Source organism: Granulicella sp. L60, from assembly GCF_009765825.1.
In the GTDB taxonomy this organism is placed as follows: domain Bacteria; phylum Acidobacteriota; class Terriglobia; order Terriglobales; family Acidobacteriaceae; genus Edaphobacter.
The window spans coordinates 86116-104652 of record NZ_LMUR01000010.1 but is presented as its reverse complement, the minus strand read 5'-3'; the positions used below and the strand labels follow the sequence as shown (position 1 = coordinate 104652).

Annotated in this window: 11 protein-coding genes; 3 read left to right on the top strand and 8 right to left on the bottom strand. The window is 57.5% G+C overall.

The genetic code is table 11. The features are described from left to right. Positions 1-79 precede the first annotated feature (79 nt). From GSQ82_RS03800 to GSQ82_RS03775, 6 genes are all read right to left on the bottom strand, one after another. Positions 80-1894 (bottom strand): glycosyltransferase family 39 protein, encoded by a 1815-nt coding sequence (locus tag GSQ82_RS03800; RefSeq protein ID WP_158790689.1) that lies wholly within the window; start codon positions 1892-1894, stop codon positions 80-82. 23 nt (positions 1895-1917) lie between these two features. After that, positions 1918-2919: a bifunctional oligoribonuclease/PAP phosphatase NrnA gene (locus GSQ82_RS03795; protein WP_158790688.1), complete on the bottom strand. Its 1002-nt coding sequence runs from the start codon at positions 2917-2919 to the stop codon at positions 1918-1920. After that, entirely contained in the window at positions 2916-3347 is a 432-nt protein-coding gene (rbfA, locus tag GSQ82_RS03790; RefSeq protein WP_158790687.1) for a 30S ribosome-binding factor RbfA, read from the bottom strand. Before rbfA ends, GSQ82_RS03795 begins: the two co-directional genes overlap by 4 nt. Before the next feature lie 138 nt (positions 3348-3485). Further along, positions 3486-3782 carry a DUF503 domain-containing protein gene (locus GSQ82_RS03785; RefSeq protein WP_158790686.1) on the bottom strand — a complete coding sequence of 99 codons (297 nt, stop codon included), beginning with the start codon at positions 3780-3782 and terminating at the stop codon, positions 3486-3488. A 204-nt stretch (positions 3783-3986) separates the two neighbouring features. Continuing rightward, entirely contained in the window at positions 3987-4367 is a 381-nt protein-coding gene (locus GSQ82_RS03780; RefSeq protein ID WP_158790685.1) for a YidH family protein, read from the bottom strand. A 93-nt stretch (positions 4368-4460) separates the two neighbouring features. Then, positions 4461-5237: a PP2C family protein-serine/threonine phosphatase gene (locus GSQ82_RS03775; protein WP_158790684.1), complete on the bottom strand. Its 777-nt coding sequence runs from the start codon at positions 5235-5237 to the stop codon at positions 4461-4463. 211 nt (positions 5238-5448) lie between these two features. Here GSQ82_RS03775 and dcp point away from each other — a divergent pair, with 211 nt between their 5' ends. Beyond that, positions 5449-7524, top strand: coding sequence for a peptidyl-dipeptidase Dcp (gene dcp, locus GSQ82_RS03770; protein ID WP_254061406.1), 2076 nt, complete (start codon positions 5449-5451; stop codon positions 7522-7524). A gap of 294 nt (positions 7525-7818) precedes the next feature. After that, positions 7819-11769: a TonB-dependent receptor gene (locus GSQ82_RS03765; protein WP_158790682.1), complete on the top strand. Its 3951-nt coding sequence runs from the start codon at positions 7819-7821 to the stop codon at positions 11767-11769. Between the two features lie 153 nt (positions 11770-11922). Here the strand turns inward: GSQ82_RS03765 and GSQ82_RS03760 are convergent, their stop codons facing one another. Then, complete coding sequence (locus GSQ82_RS03760; protein ID WP_158790681.1) at positions 11923-14160, bottom strand: MMPL family transporter; 2238 nt, start codon at positions 14158-14160, stop codon at positions 11923-11925. 243 nt (positions 14161-14403) lie between these two features. Between GSQ82_RS03760 and GSQ82_RS03755 the strand changes: the two genes are divergently transcribed. After that, positions 14404-15084 (top strand): hypothetical protein, encoded by a 681-nt coding sequence (locus GSQ82_RS03755; RefSeq protein ID WP_158790680.1) that lies wholly within the window; start codon positions 14404-14406, stop codon positions 15082-15084. Between the two features lie 5 nt (positions 15085-15089). Here GSQ82_RS03755 and GSQ82_RS03750 read toward each other — a convergent pair whose 3' ends face one another. Continuing rightward, positions 15090-18386: a fatty acyl-AMP ligase gene (locus GSQ82_RS03750; protein WP_158790679.1), complete on the bottom strand. Its 3297-nt coding sequence runs from the start codon at positions 18384-18386 to the stop codon at positions 15090-15092. Between the last annotated feature and the right edge of the window lie 151 nt (positions 18387-18537).

The window sequence follows — 18537 nt, the reverse complement described above, 5'->3', positions numbered from 1 at the left end:
ACTCTCGGGAAGGTCTCCGTTGAGCTTATAGGAAGTTAGAGGTCAGAAACGGGCGAAGCGAGACGAAGACTCTGGTCCGTCAAGACTTAGCATAAACCCGATATACCTCAAGACCCTGCGATTCGTAGAGGAAGATCGGTTTATAGACGCGTCCGGCGAGCCAGTGGTCCAGCTCTGCGGTATCGTTGGCGCGGATGACCAGGATATGTTCGGCGTCAGGAACCCCATCGCTGCCGTAGTGGATCATAGGCTGGTTGCGATAGAAAGCCAGCCCATAGTCCATGTCGCGCTTAATCAGGTCCGTCGCCACCAGTTTCACATCTGGTGCCTGGCGCTGAATCTCACGTGCGAGGGGACGGGCAGAGTAGTTGATGTCGAGATCTTTGCCATGAAAGCCCAGCAGGAAGATCAGAGAAGCAAGAATTGGAAGCAGGGTGACGTTGCAGACCTGTGAGATACCCCAGCGCTGGATGACCAGAAAGACGATCGCGGCGAAGACTATAGCAGACGCGCCAGCGATCAGGAGCCACTGCGCGGACGGCACCAGCGTCTCGTACTTCATATGCTGTGGCGCCAGCACAAGGACGAAGGTAAGGAGACCACAGAGGCCCGCGTGAGACCACAGCAGCCAGCGCGGAAGGCCTTCTCGACGGACGCGGTTAAGGTAGTCGGCAGTCAGAATGGTGAGGGGAGGGATCGAAGGCAGAATATAGCCGGGAAGCTTGGAACCCGAAAATGAGAAGAAAAGAATGGGGAAGAGTGTCCACAGAACCAGGAACTCCGGAAAGGCATCGCCCGCACGTGTGTGGCCTAGATAGCGCTGCGGTTTGTGCCGCACCTTCCACTCTGCGATCGAGACCTCGATGGAGTCCACCAGTGCGCGGATAGCCAGCACCGTCCACGGCATTAGCCCAATAAGAAGAACCGCAATGTAATACCAGAAGGGCTGATGGTGCTGATAGCGATTGGTAGCAAATCGTTCCAGATTGTGTTCGATAAAAAACAGCCTGCCAAAAGTCGGGTTGCGTTTTTGAACTGCGATGTACCACGGTAGAACCATCGCCAAGTAGAGCAGAACGCCTGGCCACCATATCGTCCGCCGCAGAACCGACCACTCACGGCGAAGCCCGACAAAGAGCAGAATGATGCATAGCGCAAGAAACGGAGCTACGGGGCCTTTCGCAAGCGTAGCAGCCGCGCCAAAGAAGTACAGATCGAACAGCCAGAACTTCCTTCCGGTCTCGTACCAGGCATACCAGCCCAGCATCCCGATGCAGAACGGCGCGGCCAGCTGCATATCGGTGGAGGCCCCCCGCGCAAAGCTGACAATCGCAATGCACGAGGTCGTGATCAGCGCCGCGTCCAGATGCCCTCCCGGACGGAAGCGCCGCATATGAAGAAAGACCAGGATGACTAGCGCAAGCGTAGCGGACGAGGAGGGCAACCGTGCCGTCCAATCCGAGACGCCAAACTCCTTGAAGAAGCTCATCGCGCGCCAGTAGTAGAGCGCTGGCTTCTCCAGCCACGGCTGCCCATAGAGGATCGGAGTTACCGTACCCCCAGCGATGCAGTGAAATGACGCACGGAGGTCGGCCAGACGCAGGCTGCGCGGCACCATCTTGGCGTCGACCTCGTGGCAGGCCTCCGAGTGCGCGGTAAGCATCTCGCGGGCTATTTGGGCGTAGCGAGGCTCGTCGGCGCCTACAAGCCCAAGCTGGTCCCCGCCAAACATCGGAACCAGTCCGTATAGCAAGAGAAAGATTGTGACCACAAAGAGGACGAGGAACTCACGCACCGTGACCAGCGACGGCAGTTCGACATGCCGGCGAAGCCATGGAACAGGTGCGTGGGAGATCCCGGCATCCGGGTCGGCGGATTGTTGCATATCGTTCATTTATTTAGAGAAGCGAGACAAGGCTAACAGAGTCCTATGCGCAACTGGGCAAGGATGCGCTCGGTCGCTATCCCGAGAGGCCCGTCGAGGGTGCAGCCGCTGGCGCTGCGATGACCACCCCCGCCAAAGTGTTCCGCAACCTGCGCGACGTCGATCTTGCCTTTGCTGCGAATGCTCAGGCGAAACTGACTTGCATCCGAGACCTCTCGCAGAAACACCGCCGACTCCACCCCCGCAATGCTGATCAGGTAGTTCACCACGCCCTCACAGTCTTCGGCGATGGCTCCAATCCTGGCCATATCTTCACTCGTGACCCACGTCCAGGCGAGGATGCCGTCGCACTGCAGATTTGAAAGCGCGATACCAAGCAGTTGAATCTTGGTGACCGGATTGGAAAAGTAGATATCGCGCGCGATCTGGCTCGGGTTGGCTCCCGAATCGGCCAGGTGATGGACCAGCGCGAAGGTCTCGGCGCTTGTGCTCGGGTACGTGAAGGCTCCGGTATCGGAGAGGATACCGGTGTAGAGGCAGGTTGCCATGGAAGGTGTAATCTCCACACCGGCAGCGATGGCGATGCGGTAGACCATCGCCGCCACAGCGCAGGCGTGCTCGTCGATCCAGTTGATCGAGGCAAACGGGCGTCCGCTGGCATGATGGTCAATGTTGATCAGCGGCCGGCCTTCAAGGCCAAGCAGGCTGGTGCGGGCGATACCGTCGCACTCCAGCAGAATCGCAGGCGTACTCAGATTTGGATCCACATCTGAAACGGACGGCGCCAGCCGAACCCGATGAACCCCTGGCAGTGTGCGATAGATATGAGGGATCGGATCCGCGAAGACGATGTCGGTATGACAGCCAAGCTGGTCGAGCACCTCGGCCAACGCGAGTGTCGAGCCGATTGCGTCGCCGTCTGGACGGGCGTGGGAGGTGAGCAGGAAACGGCTGTGGGAGCGGAACACCGCTAATACGGCGGCAATCTCTGCCTCGTGCTGCCTGACTTCCAGAGGATGGGTGGCAAGGGTCATGGTTTGGAGGGCGTCGGCAGGTCGGATGTTTGCACAGAAACGGGTTGGGCCGCCGCGGCGCGCTTATCTTCGCGTTTACGAGTGCGGGCAAGAAGCTCATCCATGCGACCAGTCATCTTTTCAGACCGATCAATGGCAAATGTAAGTTCGGGAATGTGGCGAACTCCCATGCGATCACGGAGTTGCGAGCGAATATACGCTTTGGCAGTAGTCAGACCCTCCAGCGTGGAAGCCTCTTCGTCCTCGCTGCCATGGACGGCGACAAAGATCCGGGCAGACTTACCCCCGGGGGCGAGCACAACCTCGGTTACGTAACTGGGAGCGATGCGAGGATCGGAGAGTTCACCCTCCAGCATGGCTCCGATCTCTTCGGAGAAGGTCTGTGCAACTCGATTGCGGTGGTACGTTCTGGCGCGTTGTTCGGGCATATGGTTTTGACTGAAGCGAACGGTTGAGGATATCAAAGTTGGGCCGTTTGACCTAGTCGGCGGGCCAGGTTTCGGGGCAGACGTTGTCGATTGCGGCGGCTAAGGGCGAATTATAGGCTAATACGACTGAACTGTGGTTCATTCTGCAAGGATCTCCGCGTACGAATCAAGGATCTCCGCGCTTAGATTGTTGGCAATACGGTGCACTGCCAGGTCGATCTGGTGCATCTGTCCTGTGAGGTAGCTCGTAGAGGAAGATATCGCCGCGATACCCAGTGTGGCGCGATTCCACACAATGCCCTCGTCGAGCTCGGCGACCGACAGGTTGAAGCCATGCCTAAGCTTATCTTTCATCGACCGCAACACTTGGCGGCGGTCCTTGAGCGACTGCGCTGCCGGAATTTCTAGCTCGATAGTGAGTTTGGCTACGGGCATCTGGAGTACGCCGAAAAAACTTGTTGTCCGGAAGAGTGCTCAGCGAGCGACCGATAGAGATGCGACAGGAGATCCAAGGTCAAATCAACCGCATAACTTATCTCGCGGGCCACTTTATCTTTCCTTCCTTTGATTCTACCAACTTGCGCCCAAGAAGCGAGCCAACAGGCGCAAGATAGCATCTGTGAAGACGCCGGGAAGGACTTAGCGGATAAGCAGGAGATAGACGACCATGCCAACTCCGGCGGCGGCCAGAAGAAGGCCAAGCACCACAGCATCCTTCGAAACTCGCCCCGGCTGCCAAGTCCCTGAGCTAAGCTCCCGGATCAACTGGAAGTGCCGGACGACCGCACCGACGTTGACGACAACACCAAGCCCAACCAGCGCAATACCCGACCAAGCCGAGATACCCGAGGTGCGGGTGGGCAGATGAGCCATGCTCGCGCTCATCTGGTGCAGGAAAAGACCAAAGCGGCTGACGGCGAAGCCGATCCCCATAAGACCGAGTCCGGTACGAATCCACGCAAGGAAGGTTCTCTCGGCGGCGAAGTAAACTCGAGGATCCTGTTCGGCTACTTTCTCCATGCAGGCATTGTAACCACCAGAGACGAAAACGGAGGAGTTCTGGGCCTCAGCCCTGCCGAGAAGAAACAGAAGATAACGAAGATGCTTTCAGTGCTAGAAAGGACGCACCAGTGCCACTGCGGTCAAATCCTCCACCCGCTCAGGCTTCATGAAAGGCAGTCGCTGCAGACTATACCAAGGAAGCTTTCTGAAGCGATGCGCCTGATGCAATGTGGTCCTGCACAGGTCGAAGGCGGATCCGTCCATAAACGTCTCCATGTGACGCGTCAGGCGTTCCACTCCAAAGTGCCTCTGTCCGCGACTTGCCTCCGGAACTCCTTTGGTCACCAGGAGTAGAGTGGCTCCCGGCTCGAACACTTGGATGGCTGGCTCGAAGGTCAGATGAGTGAACAGCCCAAGCGGTATGGAGCCCCCTCCAAGGGTGCGCGTGCCGCTGGTGTCGCGAAAGATCGCTGGTTGTCCGCCGGCGTTCAGATAACAAAGGATACCGAGAGACGGGTCGAAGCAGCCGAAAAATGTAGGGGCGAAACAGGCTCTGCCGGTCGCCTCGAGGATGGTGTGGTTGATCGCGTGGGCCAGCGTGGCAAGAGTGTCGGGAAGGTTGATTTCGCCACAGCCAAACAGCTCCGGTACGCGTTGGTGAAGTGTGTCTTGGATACGAGCGGCGATTGGATAGGCCTGAGCATGTGGCCCGGCGATATCGGTAAGCAGGAAGATGACGCGTGGGCCAGCGGCGACGGCGTCGAAAAAATCGCCGCCGGTGCGGGCGGAGTAGTAGAGGGCATGGAGATCAAGCCCGGCAAGCGGTGGCAAGACGGTGGGGCGTGGGGTTCGGGCGAGCTGGAATGCGTCGGCGTCTACGGCTGGCATGGCGAATCCTGCTGGCGAAAGAGATGTTGGCGATTGTACCGCGTCTTGTACATGCAGTATCTATCGGCAGATGGGTGGTCTTCGTGACGGGGTGAGATGGCACTGTGAGTGGCAGCATGAGTGCCTTATGGCAGAAGATGAATAAGACGATCAGATAGACGAGAAGCAGGACACGAGAGTGAGGGCAGCAAGGATGATAAGTTCAGGTGTCGTGACAGCCGAAGTTGCCATAGCCGAGTTTGGCCCGGCGAATCCCTTTTATATGCCGAGCACTCTGCCTTTCCAGGCACCTCCCTTCGACCAGATTAAGGATAGCGACTATCAGCCTGCCATCGAGGCAGGAATGACAGAGAAGCTCAAAGAAGTGCGGGTGATCGCTGATGACCCCGCCGCGCCGACCTTTGAGAACACCATCGTGGCGATGGAAAAGACAGGCACTTTGCTGCAGCGTGTCCTAGCGGCGTTCTACGGAGTGACCGGAGCGAACACCAATCCAGAGCTCGAAAGAGTGCAAAGGGAAGAAGCTCCGCGTATGGCGGCAAATCACGATGCAATCTTTCTGGACAGCAAACTCTTTGCACGCGTAGCAGCGGTCTATGAGGCGCGCGAGTCGCTGGAGCTAAACCCGGAGGCGCTCCGCCTGGTGGAGATTTATTACAGGCAGTTCGTGCGTGCGGGGGCGAACCTGCCCGACGCCGATAAGCAGATGTTGAAAGAGATCAATGAAGAGGAGTCTGCGCTCTCGAACGACTTCAAGAGCAAGATATTGGCAGCCTCAAAGGAAGCCGCTTACTTCACCACGGACAAAGATTCCCTGGCAGGTCTGACTTCGGCACAGATCAGCGGCGCGGAGCGAGCGGCGAAGGCAAGAGAGATGGAAGGATGGTTGCTTCCCATGCAGAATACGACGCAGCAGCCTTGGCTCTCGGCGCTGCACACAAGGGATACCCGTGAAGCAATATTTAAAGCCTCCTGGGGCCGATCCGAACGTGATGATGCGAACGACACGCGGGCAACGGTGTCCAGGCTCGCCCAGCTTCGCGCGGAGAAAGGAAAGCTGCTCGGCTTCGACAGCTACGCAGCATGGAAGCTTGATGATCAGATGGCGAAGACCCCCGAAACTGCGGTCAGCTTCATGGACGCGCTGGTCCCAGCAGCGGTAGCCAACGCGAAAGATGAAGCGAGTGAGATCCAAAAGGTGATCGACTCTCAAGATGGTGGCTTCCAACTCGAACCATGGGATTGGGAGTTCTACTCTGAACAGGTGCGGAAGGCGAAGTACGATCTTGACGAGGCCGAGCTGCGTCCCTACTTCGAACTGAACCGCGTGCTGCACGACGGCGTCTTTCATGCAGCAACCCAGCTCTATGGCATCTGCTTCAACCAACGCAACGACCTCCCGGTATGGCACCCGGACGTCCAGGTCTTCGAAGTAGTAGAGGCTGACGGCAAGCCTCTAGCGCTCTTTTATTGCGACTTTTACAAGCGCGACAACAAGAACGGCGGCGCCTGGATGGGCAGCTTCGTGCGGCAATCGAACCTGATGGCCGCCCTCCCCGTCATCTACAACGTCTCGAACGTCCCCAAGCCCGCCGAAGTTGAACCCGCGCTCATCGCCTTCAGCGACGTCATCACGCTCTTCCACGAGTTCGGCCACGCACTCCACGGAATCTTCTCGCAGACCGTCTACCCAAGTCTCTCCGGAACATCCGTAGCGCGAGACTTCGTTGAATTCCCTTCCCAGTTCAACGAGCACTGGGCCACCTATCCCGCCATCTTCGATCACTATGCCCGTCACTACCAGACCGGCGCACCGATGCCCGAAGAGCTCGCAGCAAAGATGAAGCGTGCCGCCGACTTCAACCAGGGATACGAGCTCACGGAACTACTTGCCGCCGCCGAACTCGACATGCAGTGGCATACCCTTCCCGACAGCACCCAGCCGCAACATCCTAACGCCTTCGAGCAATCCGCCCTGGAAAAGAAAAACATCGCCCTCAGATTCGTTCCGCCCCGCTACCGGTCGACCTACTTCTCTCACATCTGGGGCGGTGGATACGCAGCAGGCTACTACGCCTATCTATGGAGCGAGATGCTCGAACACGACGGCTTCCAGTGGTTTGAAGAGAACGGCGGCCTCACCCGAGACAACGGAGACCGCCTCCGCGCCATGGTCCTCTCGCAGGGAAACACCCAGGATCCCGCAACTCTCTTCGCCGCCTGGCTTGGCAGGCAGCCAAAAATCGAGCCCATGCTGAAGGCACGTGGCCTCACAAGCCCTGTCTGAAGTCTTCCAAGGAGCATCATCTTCATGTCAAAGACGCATCCTTGGGAATCACGAATTCACTTCTCGATTTTGACGATTTCAGTTATGCTCAAAATCATTCCAAGTTCAACATAAAAAACTGAGTCTCACGAATCCTGAGTTTTTTCACTCCAGTCTCCTAAGCGTAGTTGCCGCGGATTTGCCGCGCTGCATCGCTGCATTCGTGTATCTCTGCCCATCCGTCCAAACAGTCTCAAAAAGATTGATCGCAAACCAGCATTCGAACAAGCTGCAGTACTTTTCCGGAGCCAGTATATGACTAAGCGTCTTCGCCTATCACTCATCGTCGTGTTTTGTCAGCTGCTGGCTCTCCTGCTGATCTCTCCCGCCTTCGCGCAGACCCTGGGGGGCATCACAGGCACCGTCACAGACAGCCAGGGCGGCATCCTGCCCGGAGTCGCCGTCACGGTAGTAGACGAGCAGACCGGCCTCACTCGGACCCAGGTCTCGAGTGGCAACGGGTTCTACGACTTTGCCAATCTCCCCATCGGCACCTATACCCTCTCCTTCACCAAGGATGGGTTCCAGACACAAAAGATGGCAGCAGTTCCCGTGCAAAGCGACCGCACCGGAACGGTCAACGCATCGCTCACTGTTGGTGCGGTCAACACTGTCGTCAGCGTAGACGCAGTGCCGCTTATGAACGCCGTGGACACAACCAACGGCTATGTCATGGACAGGGAGCAGATCCAGTCAATTCCCTTGCCCACAGGAAGCCCCCTGACGGCCGCGATCCTCTCGCCCGGCCTCAGCGCGGAGTTGCCCGGCGGCACCGGGGCCCTCTCCGGCCTCGGCAACCCGCCCATCTGGGCTAACGGCCAGCGCGATACCAGTAACAGCTTCACCCTCAACGGCGTCGATGCCAGTAACCTCTTCAACGGCAAGAGCACCAGCCAGGTCGGCTCCGCCCGTGTCATCAATAGCACCGGAGCCTCCACCAGCAACGGCGGCGGCGGAGTCATCCAGTCCGTGGCCTCCGTCTATCTCTCCATTGGCAACGCCATCCCCACGCCCGCGCCCGACATGATCTCCGAGGTTCGCGTCAACGCCTCCATGTATGACGCTCAGCAAGGCTCCACCTCCGGCGCACACATCGATATGAGCACCGCCTCCGGCACAAACGCCTACCACGGCGGCGTCTACGGCCAACGCGGCACCAACTGGCTCAACGCAGCGCCGTTCTTTTTTAAGAACGATCCCATCATCAACAGTGATCCCAAGCTCGTGAATCCGGGCTTGCACCGGTACGTCGTCGGCGGCACCTTCGGCGGCCCCATCATCAAGGACAAGCTCTTCGGCTTCGTCTCCTATCAACACCTCCGCGTCTCTGACCAGGAGATTGGCGACTCCTTCCTCGATGTGCCCGTCGGACTCTCCGACACTAACCGCACTGCGGCCGGCTTCGCAGGCATCGTCAACAACAACTTCGGCTCCGGCCTCGCCGCCAGCAATATCGATAACACAGCCCTCGCCCTCTTCAACTCGCCCTCGCTTCCCGGCGAACCCGGCAAATGGCTCATCCCCAATGACACCGGCTCCTCCAGCCTCTCGCCCTCTCATCCGTTCAACGCCTTCATCCCCGGCACCGGTTACTTCAAGGCCGATATGGCTGTGGCCAACATCGACTACAACATCTCCAGCAAAGACACCCTCTCCCTCAAGTACTACTACCAGCACGATCCCACCATCGCGCCCTATGCCTACTCCAGCGTTCCTGGTTTCACTGAGCACCTCGACTCCGGCGCACAGGTCATTGCCATTACCAACACCTACCTGCTCCGGTCCAACCTCAGCACCACACAGACCATGGGCTTCATCCGCGAAAAGACCTGGGTCGATAATGAGCAGCCTTTCGGTCCCAATGCCATCCCCGGAGGCGCGCTCGGCACGGTCTCCATCAACGAATTCGGCTCGAACTACTTTCCCGGCGTCTCCATCGTGAACGTGTTGGGTAGCGCCCAGGGCCAGTACGGTCTCGAAAGCTCCGGCATCCTGAACATCGGTCCAAACGCGGAAGGTCAGGCTCCCAATACCGGTGCCTTTCAGAACCGCTGGCAACCCTCTGGCAACGCCATCTGGACGCTCGGCCGACACACCGTCAGCTTCGGCACCAACTACAGCTACACCCAGCTCAACACCATCGACAAGCGCACAGGCAACGGCACCGTCGCCACCGACGACCTGAGCGCCTACGCGCAAGGCTACGTCACCCCTGGCAGCTCCTCCACCGCCTTCTATGTCAGCTCCTTCCTGCAGGGTAATGCCAGCCGCTACTATCGCGCCAACCAGATCGGCAGCTACGTTCAGGACAAGTTCCAGATCACGCCCAATCTTTCGCTAACCGCTGGCCTCCGCTACGACTGGAACGGTGGACTCACCGAAAAAGAGGGCCGCATCTTCAACTTTGACTTCCCCGACCCGAAGCATCCCGGCGATCCCAACGCCTATCAGTACAACGCGGCCTCGGACACCATCACCCAGCCCGGCTTCATCATCGCAGGCAACAATGCGAATGGAACCTCTGGCATCAGCCCCACCACCCTTACCGGACGCCAGTATGGCTTCGGCCCGCGCCTCGGAGCAGCGTGGCAGCCGGAGATGTTCCATAGCAAGATCGTCGTCCGCTCCGGTTTTGGCATGTACTATGACCGCGGAGAGCTCTTCAGCTACCTCTCGCCCGGCTACGCCATCGGCACCGTCACGGGCGGCCCCTTCGGCGTCAACCAGCAGCTTCCCTTCGTAACAGCTCAAAGCTGCCCCAACAATACCCTTTATAACGGCTACATCCCGACCTGCGGCCAGAACACCAGTGGGGCTGGAGGCTCCAACGATCCTTTTGCTGCTCCAACGTCTGCAAACGCGGCCACAGGCAACCTGGCCAATCCATACACCAACGTCCAGAACGCGCCTCCCACCAACCCCAAATCGTCCGACCTCAGCAAGTATCTGCCCAACCTCGCGAGCATCAGCAACGGCGGCCAGCCCGTCTCGCTCGGCGTCTACGACCGCGCCAACAAGCTCCCCTACACCTACAACTACACGCTCGATATCCAATGGCAGCCGCGTAACGACATCGCCGTAGAGATCGGCTACGTCGGCAATCTCGGCCGCCATCAGGTCATCCCCGTTCCCTTCAATCAGCCTGGCATCGCCTCTCCCGCCAGTCCCATCCACGGGGAAAACTACTCCTACGGCTATAACGTCGGCGGCGCTCTACTGCCCGACAACTCCTCCTACCGGGAGGACTACGAAGGAGGAAACGTCGACCATCGCGTTCCCTACGTCGGCTATGCGGCAGAGTCCATCGACTTCAAAGCCGCAGGCGTCGACGCCTACAACGCTCTCACAGCCCACATCGACAAGCGCATGAGCCACGGCCTGCAGGTCGCCGCCTCTTACACCTACTCTCACGCGCTCGACGAGCAGAGCGGCCTTGGCCTCTTCTACAACGGCAACAATCCCCTTAACCTGCGCGACGGGTACGCCTCGTCTGACTTTGACCGCACCCACGTCATCAACTTCAACTACGTCTACAGGCTTCCCGATTTCATCCACGAGCACAACATCGAGAGCTTCTTCACCAACGGCTGGTCTCTCGTCGGCCTCACCGTCCTGCAGAGCGGTCAACCCTACTCTGTCATCGACTTCAGCGGCGCCGTCGGCAGCATCTACTACGGCGTCAGCAACGGCATCACGAATCCCATCGTTCCCCTCGCCCCCGGATGCACCGCGAAGAACGCCAAAACCGGCCGCTCCGGAGCTTTCGGTACAGGAGACGAAGCCCTCAAGAGCTCCTGCTTCACCCTCCCGCTTCTGGCAGCCGGTGGTCTCAGCAACGCCGTGCCAACCTCCGATCCCTATGAGACCGGCTTCACCACAGGTCAGCGCAACATCTTCCGCCAAGCCTTCCAGAAGCGCGCTGATGCCTCGCTCATCAAACTGACGAGGTTCAACGAACGCTACAGCCTCAAGTACACCTTCGACGTCTACAACCTCACCAACACCAGCAGCTTCGACGTACCCGGCAACGAGGTCTCGCAGAACGAGAACTACAACGGCTTCCCCGTCGCCGGCACACCCGTTCTGCCGACTGCCTGCGACGCCACCAACGTAGGCTTCTATAACTGCCCAGCCGGGCTCGGGATCGTCACCCACGCCATCGGCAGCGCACGGCAGATTCAGATGTCGCTACGCTTTATGTTCTAAGGCTCCTTGGCTGTTTACGATTCGCAGTTCGAAGAGGGACGCCAAGGCGTCCCTCTTCAAACTTAACCCAACAGTTTTTTGGCGAGACGTCCCTCGGCCCGACAACCAATGAATCAAGATTCTTTATAATGAGGGCCGACCAAACGAACGGCTTCATTCGCGACTGGCCATCACCTTCACACTGCGTGACTTAGCGAGTCCTCCAGGCCACCAGTTCCAATCACCTGCAATCCGAAGGAGCGCGGGGCCGATCACAATTCGAACCAGCGTCGCGTCAATCAATACGGCGACTGCCAGCGTGAATCCGATCATCTTGACCACTAGGAAGTTTCCAAAGGTAAAGGCCGCGAAGACTACAATCATGATCGCGGCGGCGCTCGTAATCAGGCCTGCGGTTCTCGCCATTCCCTCTGGGATTGCGTCCATCTCACTGAGCCCGCTTCTCCTGGCTTCGAGAACCCGCGCAACTAAAAATACTTCGTAATCCATGCTTAGTCCGAAGACGATAGCAAAGGCCACGATTGGAACAAGCGGGAACACGCTTCCCGTTCCCCCTGGAACTCCCAGCAGGCTACTTCCGTGCCCATCCTGGAAGACTAAAACCAAGGCTCCGAAAGAAGCTGCGACCGAGAGCAGGTTCAGTGCAATAGCCTTTACGGCAGCGAAGAGCGATCGGAACCCAGCCAGAAGCGCCAGGAGCGTCGCCACCACTACCATTGCCATCACTGGCACAAAGTGATCTGTGACTATCGTCTGATAGTCTGCGTTGAGTGCCGGTATACCACCAACTTGTATAGTTGCTCCGGGTATGCCGGTAAGAGCTGTCGCGCCGGTCTTCCGGAGCTCCCGCACCCAGTCGACTTGATCGCGCAGGGAGACCGAAGTTGCCGGCAGTATTTCAAGGAGTGCCGCCCTTCCGTCACTGCTCAGAAACGTACGTCGCGTCTCGCGAGAGAGGTCGGTGAGGGAGGCACGGTTGCCCTCCGCGATCGTAGCGATAGAAAGGACGCGGGCGCAACGAGGGTCGCTCGCGATGCTCTTGCCGAGGCGATCAAGGGCGTTCCATCCCGCATCGGTCTGCGCAATGGAATCCGCCGGCAGTTCTACGATGATGCGCATCGAATAAACAACGCCGGCTCGATCCATCTTTTCCAGCGTATGCAGCGCATGAACCGATTCCGCCGACTCCGGAAGCCAATCTCCCTTGGGCATACTGGTATCCAGCCGCATGACTTGCCACGCGAGCAGAAGCAGAGGTATGCCTGCCAGAAGCAGGGCAAGCCAGGGATGGGCAACAATTACCTTTCCCCATTTTCTCCAGCGGTTTCCTGTATGTGCGGCACGATCCGCATCCAGTTTAGGAGTAAACGGCATCCGGCCAGCATCAATCCGCGGGCCGAGCAACGCCAACACGGCCGGAACGAGGGTATTTGTAAGCAACACGCTGATTCCCGCTACCAGAAATCCAGCGATGCCGATGGAGCGGATTTCACTGATGGGAACCGTCAATAGGGCTAGAAATCCTATCGCTACAGTCGAGGCTGAGATCAGGAGCGTACGACCGGCCTGACGTGCTGCTATGACCGAAGCCTCAGATCCGTCGTGCCCGGCGGAGATCGCTTCCCGGAAACGGCTAACCATGAGAAGCGCGTAGTCGATTCCCAAACCTAGACCAAGCATAGTAGCCAAGTTCTGAACCAGAATGGATAAGTGGAAGCGATGAGCTAGTAGTCCGGTGATCGCGAGAGTAGTCGCGATGGCAAGCTGACCAACGGCTAATGGAATCATGGCCGCGACCAGGCTTCCGAAGGCCACCAGTAAAAGTACGAGGGTCGCAGGAATCACCAGGCTTTCGCCGCGTCGCACATCGTCGGCGCTTGCCTTGCGAATGTCGAAGTTCAGCGGGAGCTCGCCCGTCAGCTCTAGTTTCACCGCCGGGTAATGGCCCCGCAGTTGATTGGCGAGAGAGTTTGCCCGCTCATGAAGCTTAGGAACGAGCGCCTCCACTGGGCCATCGGTCGACGACAGGCCCACCAGAACAAAGGTTCCACCGCCCTTGCCCAAAAAGATCGGATCGCGCAACTCGAGATAGGAGACGACGCCGGACACCCCGGGTTCCTCTTTCAGAGCTGCGACGACAGTTGCTAACGCTTGGCCGCCCTCTACCGAATCCGCAGGAGGGAGCCCCTGAATCACCAGGACAACTCTATCCACGAATGGGGAATGAAAACGGCTGACAAGCTCCTGCCGGACCGTCTCTGCTTCGCTCCCCTCGACACGGGTTGCCGTCTCCAGATGGCGCTCGGAGTGGAAAGAGAACGGAAGAAGCGCAATGACAGCGGCAAGAACTATCCCGGCCACCCAAAAACGGCGCACATACATGAGTCCCATAATGTCATACAAATAGTCGCAAGTTAGGTGATCTGCCCTACTCCGCAGGCATCAAAAGACTTAGTAGGACGAAACAGATGCTCGGCGCAGACCCATCTGGCTCTCTGAATCTGCTAAATTTGTTCCGTCTGATTAGGAGGATCAATTCTTAAATTCGCGTTGCTCGCACTGCTTGCCGCTTTTCAATCTGGAGCCTCAGACCCCCGTATTGGCTCCTGGACGCTCATCTCCGCGCAATCTAGCTTGAATCCTCCCAATAAACTCTCCGTCACAGCTCTACATGACGCAGTACATGTCGTCATGTCTGGCGAAACCCGCCTCGACTTCACAGCGAAGTCGGATGGACACGAGACGTCCGTATCTGGGAATCCTGCGTTCAATCAGGTCGAGTTGCGCAGGATCGGTAAAAGGCAGGCCGAGGTGAAGGAGAAGAAGAATGGAGCTGTCGTGGCGACGGTTCGCGAGAGATTATCAAGTAATGGGAACGAGCTAACGATTACGACGATAAGCGCAGGTCATGCCGACCAGATCACCGAGTGGGCTCGGAGCGGGGGGGCGAAGGTCGCCGGTGACCCATTGGCTGGCGAGTGGACGCAGGACCCCAGCAAGACTCGTTTGCGACAGGGGTCGATAGTCAAGATCGAGGCAGATGGAAACGGTGGGGTGCGTTTTTCGGGTGACTTCAGCTACACCGCCCGCTTTGACGGGAAGAAATACGATTTAAAGAACTCCCGCAACGATACCGTCACACTTCAACTTGTCGATCCCCACACCGTGGACGCGAGCTACTGGCGAGACGACCAAGTAGCTCAAAAAGACAGGTGGGTGGTCTCCGCGGATGGTCAGCAGATGACGCTGACCACCTCCGGCATCTTTGAAAATGGCCAACATCTAACCGAGAACTTGGTATTCAAAAAGCAGTAGACGGATTATGCGTCCGTGCAGGCAAGAGGTTCAGTAGGTGATGGCGCAGTGCTGAGTTCACGAGCCGCAACTGAAATAATCCCTTTGCGGTGCATGAACTTCAAAATACCAGCGACCGTATCTTCGAGAGACGGGTCCGGGATGCCCCACTTCGAGGCGTCGCGGGCCTCCTGATAGGAAGAGCTCTCATAGCGCTTGAACTCCATCGCGGAGATGTTGTCCACGGAGCCCACCAGAAAATCCAGCAGCGGAAAGAGAAGATCTTCTTTCCGACATCTCCGGATCAGCTCGGGAACGAAGTCGGAGATGCTGAATATATCGAATTGCCGACCGGTCGACTTGGTAATGAGCCCGGTAATATCCAGCATATTCGCATAGTCGTCCCGCACCACGTGGTACGTCTTGTTCGCAGTACCGGCAGTCGTGGAGATTGCGACGATATTGTTCGCCACAATGTCCGCGGGAACGAAGCTAACCTGGTTCAGGGCGTCGACTCCAATGCCGTGATTCACCATAAACGCCACAAGGCGAACGGCGATATCGAAGTTGTTGCCTCCGCCCGTTATCGAGGGGCTCACGAGAGCAGGACGGAAGATCCGCGTGGAGAGTCCTCGGCTGCGCGCGTCTGCAACCACTTGCTCTGCTACCCATTTGGACTGGCTGTACCCGAAATCAAGAAGCTCCATATCCTTGTTGAAGTCGGTCTCATATAGAACAGATTTGACAGCCCAGCCAAACACAAAGGTAGTCGAGACATAATTGAATTCCTTAGACCGTCCTTCGAACGCCAGTCTCAAGACCTCATTGGTCCCCATCACGTTCGCGTCACGCATGCGGTCGTAGTTAAACAAATAGTTCACCGTAGCCCCGTTGTGGAAGACGGTATCCATTTCACTGGCCAGGAAATCCCAGACGTCCTGCGTTAGACCCAACATTGGCTGCCCGAGGTCGCCACAGATTGGAATGACGCGGGCCTCAAACATCTGCATCATCCTGGCCGGACAAGGTCCCATCGACTCCATGGCCGCACGCAGTCGTTGACTGCCCTGGACTTCGTCGGACGCCCTAACGAGAACATAGATCTTCGCTCGGGTCTGTTCCAGCAAGCTCTTCATCAAAAACGGTCCGATAAAACCTGTACCACCCGTCAACAGCACGTGATTCGCAATCGGTGTTTCGGGCAAAGAGGTTGGTACCGGAGGGTCGAAGACGAGTTTGCTGTCGTCGCTCATCATCTGCTTTTCCGCTGCGCGCTGCTCATCACGGAAAGCTGCCAAGGATTGGCGTAACTGAACCAGTGCTTCTTCAGGTGCATGTTCCAACTGCTCCGCCAATCGGAATAGATCGGCTACGCTGACACGCTGAATGACTCCGATATCGACCTGCCGCGCCAGCATCTCAGCGCCTTTATCCTTCAAAAGCTCTTTGAGCTCATGCATGAACACAACAAGATCCAGGGAATCCAGCCCAGCTTCAACCAGGTTGTAGGACTCCATGCCCGTCAAGTTGTACCTGGCCTTCAATTCGTCGAAAGACGACTTTATGCCGGAATCAGACTCGGAGCACCCGGCGTCCTTCTCCCTCGAAAACTCCGAGAGAACGGTAAATTGTCCTTCCAGCCACATGTGCTTAGCTTTGTGGCGCATGATCTTGCCCGAACTGGTTCTCGGGATCGCACGGGGAGCTATGAAGGAGATCAACGCCACTTCTACATTCAGATAATTCCGAACGGCGGCAGCAATCTTTCGCGCATCCGGAACAGCCTTAGGATTTTTCACTTCAGCCACGATTGCCAGCGCAGGCTCGCTATCTTCGTGAATCTGGAATGCAGCGATGCAATGGGGCCTGATCAGGCCGGACGCTCTCTCCACAACGTTCTCGATATCCTGCGGATAGTAGTTCTGTCCACGGAGGATGATCATGTCCTTGATGCGACCACAAACAAAGAGTTCGCCGTCGTTGAAGAATCCCATATCTCCGGTTCGGAGGTAGCCATCGTCATAAGGGCTATCGTCTACGAGTCGCGCACGAAACTGCTTCAGCGTCAGTTCCGGATTATTCCAGTAACCCAGGCACTTGCCGCTTCCGGCGACCCAGATCTCACCGATGTGGCCCGGCTTCAGAGCGACATGCTGCTCCGGATCGACGATCTTAACGTCGATACCTGCGAGAGGAGTGCCACAACTGACAATCTGCGTCGCCCCGTCGATTTCCGAGACCTCGGTCGTCATGCGCGCCTTACCCAGAGCGAGAGCACGCTTGTTGACGGAAACAATAGTGCGGCCGCCGAGTGAAACGGCAAGAGTATTTTCAGCCAGCCCGAAGGCAGCATAAAAGCTCTCCGATTTCAGCCCAAAGGGCTCAAAGGTCTCCAGAAACCGTGTGAAGGTATCCGGCTTTACGGGTTCCGCAGCGCACATCAGCACCCGGAGAGAGCTAAGATCGCAGTCTTCCAGGCCCTCCTTGGACAGCCTTCCGGGACGCAGGCAGTAGTCGTAAGCAAAGTTGGGAGCCGCAGTCGCGGTTGCCCGATAGGTTGTTATCGTGTCGAACCACAGGATAGGCCGCTGAATGAAGTCCATGGAGGCGAAGCCGTATGTTGTGCCGCCTCTCAGCGCAGGATAAAGGTAGCATCCGATTAGTCCCATATCGTGATACTGCGGAAGCCACGATACAACGATCGGGTTGGGATGGTCGATCACAAGCGGACAGGTCTGCAGGATGTTCTCGTGCGTCACCATTACACCCTTGGGTTCCATCGTCGACCCTGATGTGTATTGGAGGAACAGAATCTTCGAAGTGCCGAAGTAAGGCTCGCTCGAAGTCTCAGAGACGAACTCTTCGGTGACAATCCATGGAAGACCGGAGATGTAGTCGATGTCGACACCGGACGCCGACACGCCGCTTCGAGTGAGGTTTGTCTTTAGAGATGCCTGGTAGTCAGCGCTCGTTAGAATCCCGGAAGCCTGGCAATCCTTGGCGATGTGGACCATCTTGTACAGCGCGCTCTGGAAGCCGCGAGAGCTGGGCGGATAGACCGGAACGGGGATCAATCCGGCGCGTACGCAACCAAAAAACGCGCAGATCATTTCGAGTCCCGGCGGGTAGGCGAGCAAAAGTCGGTCCTCTGCCGCGAAACGACCCTCCTTCAGCAAATGACCGGCGATCGCCTTCGTCCGCTCAATAAACGACGCGTAGGAGTAGCATTCGATTGGGTTGCCGTTCAGGTCAAGGTACGAATAAAGGAGTTTGTGCGGGTGTTCGTCTCCCAGCCTATCCAATTGGTCTAAAATCGACGCCATAATAGATCAGCAATACTCCCGAGGTTAAATAACAAAATTCAGTACGTACTAAAACATTACACTTATTGCTGCTCTCCGGTGACTTGGCGAGGAGAAATGCGGCTGGGTCTCTGAGTCGTTTTGCGCTTTCCATATCATTCAGTCCGGTAAA